At 64.7% G+C, this 16,952-nt stretch carries 14 protein-coding genes; 5 read left to right on the top strand and 9 right to left on the bottom strand.

The genetic code is table 11. The features are described from left to right. Positions 1-8: 8 nt before the first annotated feature. Positions 9-2,771, top strand: coding sequence for a [protein-PII] uridylyltransferase (locus D0Z70_RS00880; RefSeq protein WP_119743540.1), 2,763 nt, complete (start codon positions 9-11; stop codon positions 2,769-2,771). Here D0Z70_RS00880 and D0Z70_RS00885 read toward each other — a convergent pair. From D0Z70_RS00885 to D0Z70_RS00900, 4 genes are read right to left on the bottom strand one after another with little or no spacing between them, the layout of a single operon-like run. Continuing rightward, positions 2,768-3,379, bottom strand: a complete 612-nt coding sequence (locus D0Z70_RS00885) for an ABC-type transport auxiliary lipoprotein family protein (protein WP_119743541.1) — start codon at positions 3,377-3,379, stop codon at positions 2,768-2,770. The genes D0Z70_RS00880 and D0Z70_RS00885 overlap by 4 nt on opposite strands. A gap of 17 nt (positions 3,380-3,396) precedes the next feature. Then, positions 3,397-4,359 (bottom strand): MlaD family protein, encoded by a 963-nt coding sequence (locus D0Z70_RS00890; RefSeq protein ID WP_119743542.1) that lies wholly within the window; start codon positions 4,357-4,359, stop codon positions 3,397-3,399. Positions 4,360-4,362: 3 nt separating this feature from the next. After that, positions 4,363-5,247 (bottom strand): ABC transporter ATP-binding protein, encoded by an 885-nt coding sequence (locus D0Z70_RS00895; protein WP_119743543.1) that lies wholly within the window; start codon positions 5,245-5,247, stop codon positions 4,363-4,365. Next, positions 5,247-6,356 carry an MlaE family ABC transporter permease gene (locus D0Z70_RS00900; protein WP_119743544.1) on the bottom strand — a complete coding sequence of 370 codons (1,110 nt, stop codon included), beginning with the start codon at positions 6,354-6,356 and terminating at the stop codon, positions 5,247-5,249. Before D0Z70_RS00900 ends, D0Z70_RS00895 begins: the two co-directional genes overlap by 1 nt. 98 nt (positions 6,357-6,454) lie before the next feature. Between D0Z70_RS00900 and D0Z70_RS00905 the strand changes: the two genes are divergently transcribed. After that, a complete protein-coding gene (locus D0Z70_RS00905; protein ID WP_119743545.1) occupies positions 6,455-7,129 on the top strand; it encodes an HAD family hydrolase in 675 nt (224 codons plus the stop codon). Positions 7,130-7,217: 88 nt separating this feature from the next. Here the strand turns inward: D0Z70_RS00905 and D0Z70_RS00910 are convergent, their stop codons facing one another. The 3 genes from D0Z70_RS00910 to D0Z70_RS00920 form a co-directional block, all read right to left on the bottom strand. Then, a complete protein-coding gene (locus D0Z70_RS00910) occupies positions 7,218-9,062 on the bottom strand; it encodes an AsmA family protein (RefSeq protein WP_239018762.1) in 1,845 nt (614 codons plus the stop codon). 65 nt (positions 9,063-9,127) lie between these two features. After that, positions 9,128-10,057, bottom strand: coding sequence for a 2-hydroxyacid dehydrogenase (locus tag D0Z70_RS00915; RefSeq protein WP_119743546.1), 930 nt, complete (start codon positions 10,055-10,057; stop codon positions 9,128-9,130). Position 10,058: 1 nt separating this feature from the next. Continuing rightward, the gene (locus D0Z70_RS00920; protein WP_119743547.1) at positions 10,059-11,378 is read right to left on the bottom strand and encodes a cystathionine gamma-synthase family protein; all 1,320 of its coding nucleotides are present in this window, start codon (positions 11,376-11,378) and stop codon (positions 10,059-10,061) included. Between the two features lie 187 nt (positions 11,379-11,565). On the opposite strand from D0Z70_RS00920, the gene D0Z70_RS00925 reads away from it, so the two are divergent. From D0Z70_RS00925 to D0Z70_RS00935, 3 genes are all read left to right on the top strand, one after another. Then, on the top strand, positions 11,566-13,974 hold the full coding sequence (locus D0Z70_RS00925; RefSeq protein ID WP_119743548.1) for a ligase-associated DNA damage response DEXH box helicase: 2,409 nt from the start codon (positions 11,566-11,568) through the stop codon (positions 13,972-13,974). A 145-nt stretch (positions 13,975-14,119) separates the two neighbouring features. Then, a complete protein-coding gene (locus D0Z70_RS00930; RefSeq protein ID WP_119743549.1) occupies positions 14,120-15,787 on the top strand; it encodes a catalase in 1,668 nt (555 codons plus the stop codon). A 93-nt stretch (positions 15,788-15,880) separates the two neighbouring features. Next, positions 15,881-16,435, top strand: coding sequence for an ankyrin repeat domain-containing protein (locus D0Z70_RS00935; RefSeq protein ID WP_119743550.1), 555 nt, complete (start codon positions 15,881-15,883; stop codon positions 16,433-16,435). Here D0Z70_RS00935 and D0Z70_RS25285 read toward each other — a convergent pair. Continuing rightward, positions 16,432-16,734 carry a hypothetical protein gene (locus tag D0Z70_RS25285; protein WP_239018763.1) on the bottom strand — a complete coding sequence of 101 codons (303 nt, stop codon included), beginning with the start codon at positions 16,732-16,734 and terminating at the stop codon, positions 16,432-16,434. The two genes, D0Z70_RS00935 and D0Z70_RS25285, sit on opposite strands and share 4 nt — an antisense overlap. Before the next feature lie 43 nt (positions 16,735-16,777). Further along, a complete protein-coding gene (locus D0Z70_RS25290) occupies positions 16,778-16,951 on the bottom strand; it encodes a hypothetical protein (protein ID WP_239018764.1) in 174 nt (57 codons plus the stop codon). Position 16,952 lies beyond the last annotated feature (1 nt).

The following is a 16,952-nucleotide window of genomic DNA, read 5'->3' on the forward strand; positions in this document are numbered from 1 at the left end:
TAGCCTCCATGGTCATGCAATTTCCCGCGCTGGGATCGCGCCGTGCGATCATTGATCGGCGCGCGATTTCCGACAACATTACCGCTCAGGCGCAGTTGCACCGTAGCGATCCGATGCTGCTGCGCGGCCTGATCGTCAAGGAATTGAAGGCAGCGCTGGATGAGGGGCGGGCCGAGGTCGCCCGGCGGCTGGAGGCGAAGCCCACGCGCGGGCGGGAGGCGGTGACTGCCTTTGCCTTCCTGATCGACCAGATTTTGCGCCTGCTTTACGATGCGACGACCCACCATCTCTACCCATCGGGCAACCGCAGCACGGGCGAGCGGATCGCCCTGATTGCGGTCGGTGGCTATGGCCGGGGCGAAATGGCGCCGCATAGCGACGTCGATATCGGCTTCATTACGCCCTGGAAACCAACCGGCTGGACCGAGCAGGTCATTGAATCCATGCTCTATTCGCTGTGGGATTTGGGCCTGAAAGTCGGCCACTCCAGCCGCTCCATCGACGAAACGATGCGGATGGCCAAGGCGGACCTGACCGTTCGCACCGCCCTGCTGGAGGCGCGCTATGTCTGGGGCGACCGGGCGCTGTACGAGGAAACATCGACCCGCTTCGACGCGGAAGTCATGCAGGGCACGGCCCGCGCCTTCGTTACCGACAAGCTGGCCGAGCGTGAGGAGCGGCACAAACGGATGGGCGACAGCCGCTATGTCGTCGAACCCAATGTGAAGGAGGGCAAGGGCGGCCTGCGCGATCTGCATACCCTGTTCTGGATCGGCAAATATGTGAACCGGGTGCGGTCGGTCGCTGAGTTGGTCGATGTCGGCCTGCTGACCCAGCTGGAATTGCGCCAGTTCCAGAAGGCGGAAGATTTCCTGTGGGCGGTGCGTTGTCACCTCCATACCATCACCGGACGGGCGGAGGATCGGCTGACCTTCGACCTCCAGCTGGAAACCGCGACGCGGATGCGCTTTACCGGACGGCATGGCCGGTCGGGGGTGGAGCGCTTCATGCGCTATTATTTCCTCAACGCCAAAATCGTCGGCGACCTGACCGCCATGTTCCTGGCCCATCTGGACGACCAGATGGCGGCGAAGGGGCGGCGCTATATCCCCGCCATGTTCCGTCGGCCCAAGAAGCTGGACGGCTTCGTGCTGGAGCGCGGGCGGCTTTCGCTGCCCAGCGATGATTTCTTTCAGGTAGATCCGGTCCGGCTGATCGAAATTTTCGCCGTGGCCGACCGCCATGGCCTGTCGATCCACCCCAGCGCAATCCGCGCTGCCAGCCGTGACGCTGGCCTCATCACCGCCAAGGTGCGCAAGGACCCGCGCGCCAACGCCGCCTTCATGGATGTGCTGACAAGCCCGCGTGACCCGGAAACCGTACTGCGCTGGATGAACGAATCCACCGTTTTTGGGCGTTTCGTCCCCGATTTCCGCCGGGTCGTGGCGCAGATGCAGTTCGACATGTATCACCACTATACGGTGGACGAACATACGATCCGCGCCGTCGGCCTGCTCGCCCGGATCGAGAAGGGCGAACTGCCCGAAGATCATCCGCTAGCGTCTGAACTGATGGGCAAGCTCCTGTCGCGCCGCGTTCTCTATGTCGCGGTGCTGCTGCATGACATTGCCAAGGGGCGGGGCGGGGACCACAGCATATTGGGCGCGGAAGTCGCCGAACATCTCTGTCCGCGCCTGGGCCTTACCCCGGCGGAGACGGAAACGGTCGCCTGGCTGGTGCGCTATCATCTGCTGATGTCGGCCACCGCCTTCAAGCGCGATCTGGCTGATTACAAGACGATCCTCGATTTCGTCGATGTCGTGCAAAGCCCGGAGCGGCTGCGGCTGCTGCTCTGCCTGACCGTGGTGGATATTCGCGCGGTGGGACCAGGGGTGTGGAACAGCTGGAAGCGGCAGTTGCTGGGCGACCTCTATGATTCAGCCGAAGAATTGCTGCGCCTGGGCCACAAGCAGAAGGGTCGCAGCGAACGGGTCGCGGCCAAGCAGGAAGCGACGCGGCTGGCGCTGGGGCTGCCGGACGCAGAGTTTGAGCGGCTGCGCAGGCGGCTGCCCGAATCCTACTGGATCGCCGAGCCAGAGGATATATTGATCCACAACGCGCACCATATATTGGCCTCTGCCGATGCGCCCTTGTCGATCGCGGCCCATTATTATCCCCAGCGCGGTGCGACGCTGGTGACAGTCTATGCCACCGACCATCCGGGGCTGTTCTACCGCATTGCAGGCGCCATCCATCTGGCGGGCGGCAACATCATCGACGCGCGCATCCATACGACGCGCGATGGCGTGGCGATCGATAATTTCCTGGTGCAGGACCCGTTCGGCGGCGCATTCCATGATCCTGATCAGCTGACCCGCATCCGCAACGCGATCGAGGATTCGCTGTCCAACCGCCACCGGATGATCACCAAATTGTCGGCGCGCCCGCTGACTCGGACCCGCGCCGAAGCCTTCCGCATCGTCCCCAATGTGCTGATCGACAACAAGGCGTCAAACCGCTTTACCGTGGTGGAGATCAACGCTGCCGACCGGCCAGCCCTGCTGTTCAGCCTCGCCAATGCGTTGTTCCAGTCGAAGGTCACGGTCCACAGCGCCCATGTCGCCACCTATGGCGAGCGTGCGGTCGATACTTTCTACGTCACCGACCTGCTGGGCGGGAAGATAGAGAGCAAGGCGCGGCTGCAAACGCTCGAACGCCGCCTGCTCGAAGCGGCCGGCGGGGAGGTGGATGAGGCGCTGGAGCGGGCTTAACCCGGCTGCGTCGCCAGCCAGGCTGCGACATCCGCCGCCACCTTGTTCGCCGCCGCATTGAGCGGCACGCCGATCGTGCCTGCCTCGATCTTCGCACCCACTGGCACACTGGCGGTGAAGCGCTGCCGCGCGATCACGGTGCCGCTGCCCTTGGTCAATATGGCGTCATAGGTGACGACTGCGCTATTGCCCGGCGCATCGATGCCAAAGGCAACCAGTTCGCCCATCAGCCGCTGGCCATTGTCGCCAGCATATTGGCCGGGGGCCAGGACGATGCGGTTGCTGGTCGCGGCAATCGTTTCGGCCAGCAGCGTCTGGAACAGGTGGCGCGGCGTGTCGGCCCATTGCACCTTGGTCACATAGGCGACCGAGGTGGGCGACAGCTGCACCGGCACCCGCACCGTATCCAGCATCTTGGGCGCATCGGGATCGGCCACGGTCAGGCTCGGTCCCTGCGCGCCGGTCAGCAAGCGCCCCGGCGCGACCGTCTGCGTTGCGCTGAGCGCCAGCAACTGTTCCGGCGGCTTGGCACCAAAGGACACGCAGCCTGCCAGCAGGAAGGCAGCAGTGAGCGCAATCGCGGCGCTGCGCGGTTGGTGGATGAACATGCGCCTGGTCCCTCTCATCATGGCTTGTAATCCGGCAATTTGGGTGATCCGACCAGCGAACCGGCCCCTTGCTGGTCCAGTTTCTCGGCCACGCCGCGGAAGGCGCGCGACATTTCGCGCAGGTCGCGGACCAGCTGGTTGACCTCCGGCATGGTCTGGTTGCTGAACGCGCGCACGCCCGGCTGGGCCTCGGCAATCGTCTTGTCGAGCGTGTCGATGCTGCGCGTTGCCGACTGCACACTCTTGCGCAGGTCGGCCATCAGCGGCTTGCCCTCGTCGGTCAGCATCGCGTCGGTCGTGGCAGCCAGCTTGCCAATCTGCTCGGCGGCAACCCCGGTGCGCTGCACCGCGATCCGCGCTTCGGCCAGCGTGGCGGAGATTTCCGGGCTGCGATCGGCCAGCGAGCTGGAGATACGCTCGACATTGGCCAGGATGCCCGCGATCGACTGCTGATTCTTGTCGTTCAGCAATTCGGTCAGCCGCTCGGTCAGGGTCGACAGCCGTTCCAGCAGCTGCGGCGCATTGTTGAGCAATTCGCCCAGCGCGCCCGGCTTGGTCGGGATCACCGGCACGCCGTCGGGGCAGACCGCCAGCGGGTTATTGGCTGGGCACTGGATCGGCGGCGCGCCCTTGACCGCGCCGTCCAGCACGATTTCGCTGACGCCGGTAAAGCCCACGCCCGCGATCGTCGCGGTGGTGCCTTGCAGGACGGGCGTGCCGTCCTTGACCGAAATGCGCACCTTCACAAAGCCCGGATCGCGCTTCCACAGCTCGATCTTCTCGACCTGGCCCGACGGGACGCCGGAATAATTGACGCTCGATCCCTTCGCCAGGCCGTTGACCGACTGTTTGAAGAAGATGTCATATTCCTTGTTCTGCCCGTCGGAGATGCGCGAGAACCAGAAGGCCGCCGCAATGATCGCCGCCAGCAAGATCAGCGTGACAGCGCCCACCAGCACATGGTTGGATCGGGTTTCCATATCCTATTGCCTTCCATCGGGCGGGGTCTGTGCCGCCCTATCCTGTTCGCGGTCATGATGACGCGCCACCGCCGCCGTTGCGGCGCGGCCACGCGGGCCGTTGAAATATTCCTGTATCCAGGGATGATCGGTCGCCAGCAATTCCTCGATCGTGCCGACCGCAATGACCTTCTTGTCGGCCAGCACGGCGACACGGTCGCAGATCGAATAGAGCGTATCAAGATCATGGGTGATCAGAAACACAGTCAGCCCCAGCGTCTGCTGCAACTGGCGGGTCTGTTCGTCAAACGCCGCCGCGCCGATCGGGTCCAGCCCGGCGGTCGGCTCGTCCAGAAACAACAGGTCCGGGTCCAGCGCCAGCGCACGGGCAAGGCCCGCGCGCTTCTTCATGCCGCCCGACAGTTCGGACGGATATTTGGGACCAGCCTCAGCTGGCAGCCCGGTCATGCGGATCTTGTAAGCGGCGATTTCGTCGCGCAGTTCAGCGCCGATATTGGGATAATATTCGCGGATCGGCACTTCGACATTTTCAGCGACCGTCAGCGTCGAAAACAGCGCGCCGCCCTGAAACAGCACGCCCCAGCGCTTGCGGATCGCCAGCGCCTCATCATCCAGCCGCCCGACCATCGATTCGCCAAAGACGTGAATTTCGCCCTCGTCCGGGGTCTGGAGGCCGATGATCGCGCGCATAAGCACCGACTTGCCGGTGCCCGACCCACCGACCACGCCCAGAATCTCGCCCTTGCGCACGTCCAGGTCCAGCCCGTCATGCACCACCTGATCGCCGAAACTATTGCGGATGCCGCGCACCGAAATCGCGATGTCGCTCTGCGCCATCATCGATTCGACCCGCGCTTCCTCGGCCGTGATGTCGTCCTGCTCTGCCATCAGTTCCACCCCAGCCAGGTGAAGAATACGGCGAATATGGCGTCGAGGACGATGACCAGGAAGATCGCCTGCACAACCGCAGCGGTGGTGCGCAGCCCCACTTCCTCGGCATTGCCCTTGACCTGCATCCCCTGGAAACAGCCGGAAATGGCGATAATCAGGCCGAATACCGGTGCCTTGATCAGCCCCACCCACAGGTCGGTGATCGGCACGACCTCGCGCAGCCGCTGGACGAAGGTGATCGGCGGAATGTCGAGCGCAATGGCGCAGAGAAAACCGCCGCCAATCACCGCCATGATCGAGGCGTAAAAGCCCAGCAGCGGCATCATGATGACGACCGCCAGCGTGCGCGGCAGCACCAGCGCCTCCATCGGCGACACGCCGATCGTGCGCATCGCATCGACTTCCTCGGTCAGCTTCATCGTGCCAAGCTGCGCGGCAAAGGCGGAGCCGGATCGTCCCGCAACCATGATCGCGGTCATCAGCACGCCCAGTTCGCGGAAGGTCAGCCGACCGACCAGATTGATCGTCAGCATCTCCATGCCGAACTGGCGCAACTGCACCGATCCCTGCTGTGCGATGACGATGCCGATCAGGAAACTCATCAGGCCGATAATACCCAGCGCGGACACGCCAACCACCTCGAACCGCTGAACCACGGCATTGACGCGGAAACGGCTGGGGTGGCGGATGACACTCCAGGTGGCGACCAGCGTGCCGCCGAAAAAGCCCAGCAGGCCCAGCATGGTCGATCCCGCAGTGCTGACCGCCTCGCCAATCTGGCTGACGACGCGGGTGACGGCAGGGACATGATCGGGACGGATCGCCACCGGCTCGTCCAGTGCGCCGACCGCTTCGATCAGCCGCATCGTATCGTCGCGCCCGCCGGTGATCGGGCTGTTCAGCCGCTTGGCGGTGCGATGCACGGTCCATGCGCCGATCGTGTCGATATGCTCCACGCCCGACAGGTCGATGGCGCTGACCGGTCCCTGCACGGCATCCAGCCGACCCGGCAGGTCATGCAGACAGGCGACCGCCAGCGACCCGGAAAGCCGGATCACTGTGCCGTCGTCACGCATTTCTTCAGCAAGATCGGCGGCTTTGTTCATGCGATGGGATTACTGGTCCAATATCGGTTGCACGGCAAGCCGAAACGGCCCAACTGCAAGCCAGAACGAAGCAACAGGGCAAAAGTTTCGGACACGGCATGACGCACCGGCTGGCAATTTACGACATGGACCGGACGGTGACGTTCAGCGGCACCTATACCGGCTTTCTCATCCATATGGCGCGCGCCATGGCGCCGTGGCGGCTGGCGCTGCTGCCCTGCGTCGGGCTGCTGATGCTGGCCTATGTAGTCAAGCTGATCACCCGCCAGCGCCTTAAGGAACTGAATCAGGCGCTGATGATCGGCTTCAATGTCGAGCGTGCGCGGCTGATGCCCCATGTCGAAACCTATGCTGACAAGGTGTTGGCGACCAATGTGCGTCAGGGCGCGGTGGCGCAGATCGCGCAGGACCGCGCGGACGGCTATCGCCTTGTCCTCGCTACCGCCTCCTATCGCCTCTATGTCGAGCCGATCGCCCGGCGGCTGGGCTTTGACGCGGTGATCGCGACCGATCACCTGTCCCAGGATCTGCGCTATGTCCGCGCGAAGATTGCGGGCGAAAACTGCTACGACACCGGCAAGCTGCGGATGATCAAGGCGTGGATGGCGGCCGAGGCGATCGACCGTGGCCAGGCCCATATCCGCGCATATTCCGACCATGTGTCGGACGCGCCGATGCTCGAATTTGCCGACATCCCCTTCGCCTCCAACCCGCACAAGAAGCTGGCGAAGCTGGCGGCGGCGCGGGGCTGGACGCGGGTGGACTGGACGTAATACCCCCCACTCCGTTCGTTTCGAGCGAAGTCGAGAAACGTCGCGCATCGGTTTCTCGACTGCGCTCGAAACGAACGGAAATTTGTGTTTAGCGCATAGCCGACCGCGCCAGCCCCTCACAGTCCGCGTCCGCCGCGCGGGGCACCTTGTCGCCCGCAATCGCCTTGCCGATCATCTTGAGGATGCCCTTGGTCGATCGTACCTCGGCAGGCACGCGAATGTCCGGCTGCTTGATTGTCCCGCCAATCGGCACGGTGCCGCTCAGGCGCAGCAGGCTGCCATGTTTGGGCGTGCCACGCATCGTCAGCGCCATCACCTCGTCGCTCAGGCGGATCGTGCCGGTGACGCGGGTCTGCGCGCGGGAAGTGTCGATCAGCACCGGATTGGCCCGCGCCACGCCGCTGGCCACGTCGAACCGCGCCACCACGCAGCGCAGCACCGCCATCTTGTCCTTGTCCACCGTCAGCCCCTTGCCGACATCCTGTCCCATCAGCGCCGCCGTGCGCGCCGGGATCGACCCGTCGCGCGCCACCAGCGCGATCGTGCCGGATGATCGCCCGACTGCCTGCCGGATCGTGCGCCCCGGCCCGCTCAGTGCGATCCGCCCGACCAGCCCGCCGTCGATCCGCGTTTCGGGAAAGAAATCGAGCAGGCGCGCCGATCGCAGGTTGAGCGCCAGATCGAGCCGGGGTCCGCCCGGCCGCTGATCCACCGCCAGCCGCCCGCTCAATATGCCGCGCGTCAGGTCCATCCGCAGCGGTTCGACCACCAGCCGACTGCGCTCCAGTGTCAGCACGCCGCTCAGCGACCGGAACGGGCTGGAGCCGGGCCACAGCAGTCTGTCCGCCCGCAATGCCAGCCGCCCGTCGGTGCGCGCCATGCGCGACAGGTCGATGGCGGTGTCGGGGACCAGCCGGTCGCCCGACTGTGCCCGCTTGGCCGCTGCCTTGCGCTTGCCCTCATTGGACGACAGGTCGTCGAAATCGAACCGGCCCGCATGGATCGCGCCGTCGATGCGGGTCCGGCCGTCACGTTTGCGGATTGTGGCGTGGCCCGCAATATCGGACCGACCGATCGTCCCTTTCAGATTCTCGACGGTCCAGTCGGGCCGGTCGCGCACCACCTGCGCGGTCAGCCGCACTGGCTGCGTGCCGGGCAGGCCCGCCTCGATGATTGCGTCCAGCACGCGCAGGTCGATCGCATGGCCGGTGACTTTGCCGCGCAAATGGCCGATGTCGAGCGGCCCGTCCATCGTGCCGTCGAACGTCATGCCGACCGCATCACCGGCTATCTCCGCCTTGAACGGCCAGCGCACACCCGCCCGATGCCCCAGGATCGGCGCGCCGCTGGCGGTCACCCTCACGGGATAGCCGCGCACATCGCCGGTGCCGGACAGGCGCAATCCCTTGCCGTCCACGATCAGCGCTGCATCGACCGACCGGCCACGCTTGTCGTCGCGATAGGCGATGCGGCTGTCGCTGACGGTCAGGCTGCGCAGGGCAGGGCGCTTGCCCTTGCTATCATCGGCGCGGCTGCGCTCGCCGCTCCAGCTTTCCCGTCCGTCGGCGGCGCGATAGAAGGACAGGCGCGCGCGGCGCAGCTCCAGCGTTTCCAGCACCGGTCCGCCGGTCAGCAGGGCCAGCGCGGAAAAGCCCACCCGCGCCTCGCCCACCCGTGCCAGATCGGCGCTGCCGGGCGCCCAGTCAGGCTGGGGCACGCGCATGTCGGTAAGCCGCACGACGGGGTGAAAGGACAGGGCATCCTCGCGCACCATCGCGCCGATCGTCACCGGTTTGCCGATCCGGTCGGACAGGCGATCCTCGATCCGGCCCTTGAACAGGCCCCATGGGAAAGCGGCCAGCAGCAGGACGGCCAGCCCGATCAGCCCGGCCGCTATGCGGACAGCCCATCGCGATCCTGCTATCCTACCCACTGCGCACCCCCTCCTGCACCGGCGTCATCGCCGTGCCGCGCTCAACGCACGACTCGACGCAGGGTTCAGAGGCGAACGGGGGAGGGGAGTGGCTGACCGGCAAAATGGGCGGACAGATTGGCGATCAGCATCTGCGCCATCTGCCCGACCGCCTCATGCGTTGCCCCGCCGGTATGCGGGGTCAGCACGACATTGGGGACGTCCGCCCAGCGCGCCGGATCGGTCGGTTCGGGATCGAACACGTCGATCGCCGCGCCGCCCAGCCGCCCGTTTTTCAGCGCGGCGATCAGCGCCTCCTCATCCACCAATTGCCCGCGCGCGACATTGACCAGCAGACCCTCCAGCCCAAGCGCCTCCATGATCGCCGCCGAAATCATCTTGCGGTTGCTCTCGTCGGCGCGCGCCGCAACCAGCACAATGTCGCTCTGGCGCGCCAGCGCTTCCAGACTGTCGGCGCGCGGCCAGGGGAGGGCGGGCTTGTCGCGCGGCCCCCACCAACTGACCTGCATCCGCATCGCCTGCGCCCGCTCCGCCGCAGCGATGCCGATCGACCCCATGCCGACGATCCCCAGCTTTGCCCCGCCCATCGACCGGGTGCGCGTCTTGGCCTCGATCGTCCACAGCCCCGCGCGCAAATGCCGGTCGCCGCCCACGATCCAGCGGCGATGGGCGATCATCAGGCCGATCGCATGATCGGCCACGTCGTGCGCATTGGCGTCGCCCGCATGGGTCACCGCAATGCCGCGCGCCTTGGCCAGCGCCAGATCGACCCCGTCATAGCCTACGGTGAAGCAGGCGATCAGCGACAGGTTCGGCATCGCGTCGATCAGCGCCCGTTCCAGCGCAAATTCGCCCGCCCAGACCACCGCGTCCACCTGCGCCAGCCCCGCCGTGTCCGGCTGCTCCCACAGAGTCATGACGTCATAATCCTGCGCCAACAGCGGCACGATGGGGGCCAGCAAAGGCTGGCCCACCAACAGTAGAGGACGGCGCATCTCAGCCAATCGCCCGCAAGGCTTGGGCAAAATCGGCGATCAGATCGTCGGCATCCTCGCAGCCGATCGAGATGCGCACCATATTGTCGCCAATCCCCAACGCTGCCTTGCGCGCGGCTGGCACCGACAAATGGGTCATCGCGGCGGGATGACTCGCCAGCGTCTCGGTCCCGCCCAGGCTGACCGCCAGCTTGGCGATCTTGAGGGCATCCAGAAAGGCGAACGCCTCCGCCTCGCCCCCTTTCAGGTAAAGCGAGAAGGTCGATCCCGCCCCGCTGCAATGGCGCGCATAAATGTCGCGCTGCCGCTCGCTTTCGGGGAAGCCCAGATAGACGATCTTCTCCACCTGGGGCTGGTCCTTGAGCCAGGCGCAGACCTTGGCGGCATTCTCGCCCGCCCGGCTCATCCGCAACTCCAGCGTCTCAAGGCTGCGCAACAGCATCCACGCGCTATGCGGGTCCAATATTGTGCCGATCGTGTTGCGCATCAGCCGGATCGTGGTGATCAGCGCATTGGACCCCAGCACCCCACCGGCGACCAGATCGCTATGCCCGCCGGCATATTTGGTCAGGCTGTAAATCACCAGATCCGCGCCATGGGCCAGCGGCTTCAGCCATAACGGCCCCAGAAATGTATTGTCGATCGCGATCGGCGGGACATGGCTTTCGCCCGCAAACAGGAAGTTGCGCCGCGCGACAACCGCTTCGATATCGACCAGCACATTGGTCGGATTGGCGGGGCTTTCGAGATAGATCATCGCGACGCGGCCCAGACCCTTGGCCTTCTCGATCACCGCGCCAATCTCATCCTCGCTCGCGCCAGCGGGGAAATCGAGCCACTGCACCCCGAACTTGCCCAATATCCGCCCGATCAGCGATTCGGTCGCGGCATAGAGCGGCGCGCTATGGACGATCACGTCGCCCGGCTGCACCATCGCCAGCAACGTCGTCGCGATCGCCGACATGCCGCTGGAAAACAGCAGAGCGTCCTCGGCCTCCTCCCATACCGACAGCCGATCCTCCGCAATCTCCTGATTGGGACCGTTGAAGCGCGAATAGACCAGGCCTTCCGATCCGCCCGGCCTTATGCCCGTCACCCCTTCAAAATGCCGCTTGCCCGCCGCCGCGCTCTCGAACGCGAATGTGGAGGTCAGGAAGATCGGTGGTTTGAGCGATCCCTCCGACAGGGTTGGGTCATAGCCGTGTCCCATCATCAGCGTCGCGGGTTTCAGCTTGCGTCCGTCAATCTCCATGATCGGCGGCTTGGGACGGCGGCGGTTGGATTCGACACCGGTAAGGTCGGCCTCGGTTTCGCCAGACATATGTTTTCTCCTGCTCGATACGGCGTCTGCTGCGCCGTTCCTGATGGCGCGATGATAACGCAGGGACAGGCAGGAGGGCCAGAGGGTGGCGTAAGAATATTTCGTGCGTTGGTATTTTAGTTACCACGCAAGCGGTCGCTCCTACGAAGCCGGTGACACCGGACGGGCGGCTCCCTACATCCCGTCCATGGATCTTCTCCCCCCCGTGCTGGAACAATGGTTCGCCGCGCGCGACTGGACCCCGCGCGCCCATCAGCGCGCGATGCTCGCCGCCGCGCGCCGGGGCGATCATGCGCTGCTCGTCGCCCCGACCGGCGCGGGCAAGACGCTGGCGGGCTTCCTCCCTACCCTCGCCGACCTGATCGACCGCCCGACCGACCGGCTCCACACCCTCTATGTCTCGCCTTTGAAAGCACTGGCGGTCGATGTTCGTCGCAACCTGCTGACCCCGATCGAGGAGATGGCGCTGCCGATCCGCGTCGAAACCCGCACCGGCGACACGCCGTCGGACCGCAAGGCCCGCCAGCGCGTGAAGCCGCCCCACATCCTGCTCACCACGCCCGAATCGCTGTCCCTGCTGCTCAGCTATCCCGACGCAGCGCTGATGTTCGCGGACCTGCAAACCGTCATCGTCGACGAAGTCCACGCCTTCGCCACCCAGAAACGCGGCGACCTGCTCAGCCTGTCGATGGCGCGGCTCCAGACGATCAACCCCGGCCTGCGCCGGGTCGCCTTGTCCGCCACCGTCGCGGATATCGACGCCTATCGCGCCTGGCTCGCGCCCGATGGCGATATCGACACGGTCGCCGCCGTGCTGGGCGAAGCTGGCGCAGAACCCAACGTCACTATCCTGATCCCGCAAGGCCGCGTCCCCTGGTCGGGGCATTCGGGCAAATATGCGGCCAGTCAGGTCATGGCGGAAATCGCCGCGCACCAGACGACTTTGGTGTTCTGCAACACGCGCGGCCTCGCCGAACTTATCTTTCAGTCATTATGGTCGGCCAATGACGCCAACCTGCCCATCGCCATCCACCATGGCAGCCTGTCGATCGAGGCGCGGCGCAAGGTGGAATCTGCCATGGCCGACGGCAAGCTCCGCGCCCTCGTCGCCACCGCGTCGCTGGACCTGGGCGTCGACTGGGGCAATGTCGATTGCGTCATCCAGATGGGCGCGCCCAAAGGCTCCTCCCGCCTGCTCCAGCGCATCGGCCGCGCCAACCACCGGCTCGATCAATCGAGCGAGGCGATCCTCATCCCCGGCAATCGCTTTGAATATCTCGAAGCCCGCGCCGCTCTCGACGCGGTGGAAGCGGGCGAACGCGATGCCGATGATTTTCGCGCGGGCAGCCTCGACGTGCTGGCCCAGCATATCATGGGGCTTGCCTGCGCCGGGCCGTTTCGCGAAGAGGCGATGCTGGCCGAAATCCAGTCCGCCACCCCCTATAGCGCGCTGACGCCGCAAGCCTTCGCCGCCGTCCTCTATTTCATCGAGGGCGGCGGCTACGCCCTGCGCGCCTATGACCGGTTCAAGCGGCTCACTCGCGATCCCGACGGCACATGGCGCGTCTCCCACCCCCGCTTCATCCAGCAGCATCGCCTGAACGCGGGCATCATCGTCGATCAGCCAGCCCTCGCCGTCCGCTTCGCCAATGGCCGCAAGCTCGGCACGGTGGAGGAGGGCTTCGCCGCGCAGTTGACGCCCGGCGACAGCTTCTTCTTCTCCGGCATGGCGCTGGAGGTGGTGAAGATGGACACGAGCGACCTGATCGTTCGCGCCACGTCCAAACAGGCGCGCATCCCCAGTTGGGGCGGCACCCGCATGGCCATGTCCACGCGCCTCGCCGACCGGGTCCGCACTTTTCTTGCCAGTCCCGATCAATGGCACCGCTTTCCGCCCGACGTCCGCGAATGGCTCGACATGCAGAAATTGCGCTCGGTCCTGCCGCAACCGGGGCAATTGCTCATCGAAACCTTCCCCCATGAAGGCCGCCATTATCTGCTCTGCTACAGTTTTGAAGGCTGGAATGCGCACCAGTCGCTGGGCATGTTGCTCACCCGCCGTATGGAGAGCCAGGGGCTGATGCCTTTGGGCTTCGTCGCCAACGACTATGCGCTGGCCATCTATGGCATGAAGCCGGTCATCGATCCGCAAAGTCTGTTTTCCGCCGACATTCTCGACCATGAATTTATCGACTGGGTCGAACAGTCGAGCCTGCTCAAACGTGCCTTCCGCGACGTTGCGGTCATATCCGGCCTGATCGAGCGCCAGCATCCGGGCAAGCGCAAGACCGGGCGGCAGGTGACTTTCTCCACCGACCTTATCTACGACGTGCTGCGCAAATATCAGCCCGACCATCTGTTGCTCAAGGCCGCCTGGGCCGACGCGCGCGCGCGCATGACCGATGTGGGGCGGCTCGGAGACCTGATCGACCGCGCGGCGACGACCATGCTGCATGTCACGCTCGACCGGGTCAGTCCGCTTGCCGTCCCCGTCCTCATCCTCATCGGTCGCGAACATGTCGCGCAAAGCGCGGCGGACGACGCGCTGCTGATCGAGGCGGAGGCGCTGGTTGCCCAGGCGATGCGCCCCGATTGAATATGTCTGGAGCAATCATCGAAAACGCCACTATCTGAAAGCAAGATAAGGTGTTTCTCTTGGCGAACTTTCGGGTTCATTCAGCGTTTCCCAGTCCGAGGGGTGTCGATCGCCACGATCGACGAAACAACAGAGGAACCTGATCATGCCGAATTCACCGATTTCGGCCGCGCCCTTGCGCGGCCTGACCCTTGCTGCCGTCAGCCTGTCCGCGCTTATCGGCGCACAGGCGCTCGCCCAGACGGAAACGCAGGTCGCCGGACGCATGGCGACCGTGACCCTGCCCGCTGACGCTGGTAAAACCATGGCGGTCCCAGCCGAAGCCGCACCCGCTGCTGTCCCCAACCTCACCCGCGACAATGGCGCGCCGATCGGCGCCAACCGCAACAGCAAGACGGCGGGCGATCTTGGCCCGGTCCTGCTGGAGGACACGACGCTCATTGAAAAGCTGTCGCGCTTCGACCGTGAGCGCATCCCGGAGCGCGTCGTCCACGCCCGCGGCACAGGTGCGCATGGCATATTCCGCGCCACCGCCGACATTAGCGACCTGACCCGCGCCTCGCTCTTCACATCGGGCAAGGAAACCCCGGTATTTGTCCGCTTTTCCAGCGTCATCCACCCGTCGGGCAGCCCTGAAGGCCTGCGCGATCCGCGTGGTTTCGCGACCAAATTCTACACCGATCAGGGCAATTGGGATCTGGTCGGCAACAACCTGCCGGTCTTTTTCATCCGCGACGCCATGCAATTCCCCGACATGGTGCACAGCCTCAAGCCTTCGCCCGTGACCAACAAGCAGGACCCCAATCGCTTCTTCGATTTCTTCTCCAACACCCCTGAATCGACCAACATGCTGACCCAGCTTTATTCCAATCTGGGTACGCCATCTTCCTACCGCACGATGGACGGCAATGGCGTTCACGCCTTCAAGCTGGTGAATGCGCAGGGCAAGGTGACCTTCGCCAAATTCCGCTGGATCAGCCGTCAGGGCGTCAAGAATCTGACCGCCAAGGATGCCGGGGCGGCGCAGTTCAACTTCATGACGGATGATCTCTATCGCGAAGTCGGCAAGGGCAATGCCCCGACCTGGGATCTGATGATCCAGACGATGACGCCGGACCAGTTTGCAGGTCTCGACTATAACCCCTTCGACGATACCAAGGAATGGCTAGACGTCCCCTTCCGCAAGATCGGCGAAATGACGCTGAACAAGATGCCCGCCAATTTCTTTGAATTTACCGAACAGTCGGCCTTTGCGCCCGCCAATATGGTGCCGGGTATCGAGGCCTCACCCGACCGCATGTTGCAGGGCCGCCTGTTCAGCTATTCCGATACCCAGCGCTATCGCGTCGGCGCGAACGTCATGGCATTGCCCGTCAACAAGCCGATGGCGCCGGTGGTGAATAATTATCAGGACGGGGTAATGGACGGGACGGGTTCGACCTCCAACGTCAATTATTTCCCCGCGATCGTGCAAAAGCAGGCTGCGGCCGAATTTGGTCAGTCCACCTATGACGTGAACGCCACGGTCGATGCCAAGCCGATCGAAAAGACCAATAACTTCGCGCAGGCGGGCATTTTCTACCGTTCGCTGTCGGCCAAGGACAAGGCGGACCTGATCGCCAATCTCGCGGGCGATCTGGGGCAGGTGACATCCGACCGCACCCGCACGATCATGGTCAGCTATTTCTATCAGGCCGACAAGGACTATGGCACGCGCATCGCCAAAGCGGTCAACGTGCCGATGGGCGAAGTGACCAAGGCCGTGTCGGAATATGAAACCGCCTACCCGCAACAGCGCCTGACCGTGCGTTGATAACAACCATAAAAGCCCCTCCCCTTCAGGGGAGGGGTTGGGGTGGGGGCGTGCCTCGCGAAGCCACGCCAGAAAATTATTAAGGACATCCCCATGCTATCCCTCCTCCTTGCCACCGCGCTCGCGACCGCGACGCCATCCCCCGCAGCGGACGCCCTCCCAACCCCCGAACGCCGCCAGGAACTCCTCTTCGACGCCGCCCGCCTTGGTCGCACCGACATGGTCGCCCCGCTGGTCAAGGCTGGCGTGGACATCAACGCGACCGACGCGCGCGGTTTCACGCCGCTGATCCTGGCCGCCTATAATGGTCAGGCAGAAACGCTCGACGCCCTGATCGCGGCAGGCGCTGACCCGTGCAAGCCAGACGACAGCCAGGGCAACACCGCGCAGATGGGCGTCGCGTTCAAGGGCAATGATGCCATCGCCGCCCGGCTGCTGACCGCCGGTTGCGACGTCAACGCCCGCAACAAGGCAGGCCAGACCGCGCTGATGATGGCCGCCCTGTTTGGCCGCAGCGCGCAGGTGACGATGCTGGTCAAGGCAGGCGCGGACCCGGCACTCGCCGATGCGTCAGGCCGCACCGCCAAAGCCGTGGCGCAGGGGCAGGGCAATGACGCCATGGTCGCGCAACTGGAAGGACGCAATTAGGGCGTGCTCTGGCCCTCGTCCCGCTCACCCCCGCAGCCTTTCAGCACGCCATCCCCAAAAGCCACCGCCACCCGGTCACGCCATACCGCATCGCTCATCCCGTCGCTGCACGGCCCTTCGCTGATCGTCATGGCAAGCCCGTCGCCGGAATAGCGAATCACCCTTTCCTCGACATGACGCGCCACCGCGAAGCGCATCGGCGGATGATCCGGTCGTTCCAGCGTTGCGGCGTCCCCGCGCACCGTCACCGCCCAAAAGGGTTCAGTGCCGATCGCCCGATAATCGGGTGCAGGTCGCACCTCGGTCGGGGCCGCTTGTGTTTCACGTGGAACGGAAAATCGGTCATTTTTCAAGATCTTGGGCTGAATAGCCGGCGCAGCGACATGCACCGGCGGCGCTGTTCACCACCACTGGCGTGGCCTGATTGATCGATCCTGTATCATTGTCCAGCTCAGTGTCGCAGCCAGCAAGCCCCGCGCCCATCAGCACGACACAAGCCAGCCGCAAGCCCGTCACC

It is taken from the genome of Sphingobium terrigena, assembly GCF_003591655.1.
Taxonomy (GTDB): Bacteria; Pseudomonadota; Alphaproteobacteria; order Sphingomonadales; family Sphingomonadaceae; genus Sphingobium; species Sphingobium terrigena.